Here is a 2,330-nt window from a genome sequence, read left to right on the forward strand (position 1 = left end):
TGCGGATTCCGATTCCGACCGGCCATCATTCCGATAATTGACCGGCCGGGATTCCGATAATTCTCCGGCCACCATTCCGATTAATGACCGGCCACCAGCCGGGGGTATGAGCGCTCTGGGTCAGCCACTCAGGCATCAGGATTTCCGTTTCACCCGAGACGGAGCCTGTGATGCCGACGAAGAGGAAGCTGACGATGAGAGAACTGCGGCAGATGCTGCGGCTTGCATATGGCGGGGTGAGCGCCCGCGAGATCGGTCGGGTGCTGGGGATTGCCCGCAGCACCGTTCAGGAGAACCTCGGGCGCGCGGCCCAGGCCGGGTTGACCTGGCCGCTGCCGGCGGAGCTGACGGACGACGCCCTTGCCGGCAGGCTTTTCGCGCGATCCGGGGCGAAGAGCGGTCAGCGGCGGCGGGTCGAGCCGAACTGGAGCGAACTGATCGTCGAGCTGAAGAAGCCCGGCGTGACGATGGCGATCCTGTGGGAAGAGTATCGCACCATCCACCCGCAGGGCTACGGTTACTCGAGGTTCTGCGACCTCCTGCGCGGCTTCCAGCGCCGGCTGTCGCCGACGATGCGGCAGGAGCACGTCGCCGGCGACAAGGTGTTCGTCGACTATTCCGGCAAGAAGCTCGGCATCGTCGATGCCCGGACCGGCATCATCCGGGAGGCCGAGATTTTCGTCGGCGTGCTCGGCGCCTCGAACTTCACCTTCGCCGAAGCGAGCTGGACTCAAGGACTGCCGGACTGGATCGGCTCGCATGTGCGCATGTTCCGGTTTTTCGATGGCGTCCCACGCCTGATCGTGCCGGACAATCTGAAGGCCGGGGTCAACAAGGCCTCGTTCTACGATCCGGAGCTCAACCGCAGCTATGGCATGATGGCCTCGCACTACGGCGTCGGCGTCTTGCCGGCGCGGCCGCGCAAGCCGCGTGACAAGGCGAAGGTCGAGAACGGCGTTCGGTTCGCGCAGAGCGCCATCCTGGGCCGCTTGCGCAACCAGACCTTCTTCTCGCTGGCCGAGGCCAATGCCGCGATCCGCGGCGCCGTCGACCGGATCAACGACCATGTCATCCGGCGCCTCGGCGTGACCCGCCGCCATCTGTTCGAGACCGTCGAGCGGCCGGCCCTGGCGGCGCTGCCCGAGGATTACGAGTTCGCCGAGTGGCGCCTGGCCCGCGCCGGCGTCGATTACCACGTCGAGTATGACGGCTATTTCTACTCCGTTCCCCACGGCCTGATCCGGGAGCAGGTCGATCTGCGGGCCACCAGCCGGACGATCGAGGTCTTCCATCGTGGCCAGCGGGTCGCCGCGCACCAGCGTCGCTATGGCGGCCGCCGGCACGGCACCAACCCCGATCACATGCCGAGCTCCCACCGGCGCTACGCCGACTGGAGCCCGGAACGGCTCCGGCGCTGGGCCGCGACGGTCGGCCCGAGCACGGAAGGACTGGTCATCGCCATCCTGGCCAACCGGCCGCATCCCGAGCACGGCTTCAGAACCTGTCTCGGCGTGCTGCGGCTGTTCCGCGATCTCAGGCCGTCCCAGGCCGAAGCCGTCTCCGCCCGCGCCCTCGAGATCGGCGCGTTCGCCTACCGCGCTGTCGCCGCCATTGCCGTCAGGCAGGCCGCGGCAGCGGCCAGGACCACCACCGAACCCGCCGCCATCATCGAGCACAGCAATCTGCGCGGCCCCGGCTACTTCCACTGATCAGGAGACAGCATGTTGATCCATCCCACCATGGGCTTGCTCGCCGAGCTCGGACTGCACGGTATGGCCAAAGGCTTCCAGGAGCTCCAGGCCCAGCCCGAAAGCCGCGCCCTCGAACACGCCGACTGGCTCGCCCTCCTGCTCGAACGCGAGAGCACGACGCGCCGTCAGAAGCGCTTCGAGAACCGCGCTCGCGCCGCCGCGCTGCGCCACAACGCCAGCATCGAGGATGTCGACTTCAAGGCGTCGCGCGGCCTCGACCGCGGGCTCTTCCTCAGCCTCGCCGGCGGCGACTGGATCCGCCAGCATCGCAGCTTGCTGATCACCGGCCCGGCCGGTGTCGGCAAGAGTTGGCTCGCCTGCGCGCTGGGGCAAAAGGCCTGCCGTGACGATGTCTCCGTCGCCTACCATCGCGCGCCCAGGCTCTTCGCCACCCTGGCCCAGGCCCGTGACGAGGGCCGTTACGCCCGCCTGCTCAAGGCCCTCGCCAGGGTCGAACTCCTGATCATCGATGATTGGGGGCCGGAGAAGCTCGACGACGCACAGCGACGCGACCTCCTCGAACTCACCGAGGATCGCTACGAGCGTCGTGCCACCATCATCACCAGCCAAATCCCCGTG

Annotated in this window: 2 protein-coding genes; both read left to right on the plus strand. The window is 67.6% G+C overall.

Going from position 1 to position 2,330, the window contains the following annotated elements; all coding sequences use genetic code 11:
• The first annotated feature begins 170 nt into the window (after positions 1-170).
• Positions 171-1,709 carry an IS21 family transposase gene (gene istA, locus ACFPN9_RS24335; RefSeq protein ID WP_067253527.1) on the plus strand — a complete coding sequence of 513 codons (1,539 nt, stop codon included), beginning with the start codon at positions 171-173 and terminating at the stop codon, positions 1,707-1,709.
• A gap of 12 nt (positions 1,710-1,721) precedes the next feature.
• Positions 1,722-2,330, plus strand: a 609-nt coding sequence (gene istB, locus ACFPN9_RS24340) for an IS21-like element helper ATPase IstB (RefSeq protein WP_377817799.1), incomplete at its 3' end; no start/stop codon positions are given.

Origin of the sequence: Allobosea massiliensis (assembly GCF_042655245.1) — a bacterium.
Lineage (GTDB): Bacteria > Pseudomonadota > Alphaproteobacteria > Rhizobiales > Beijerinckiaceae > Allobosea > Allobosea massiliensis.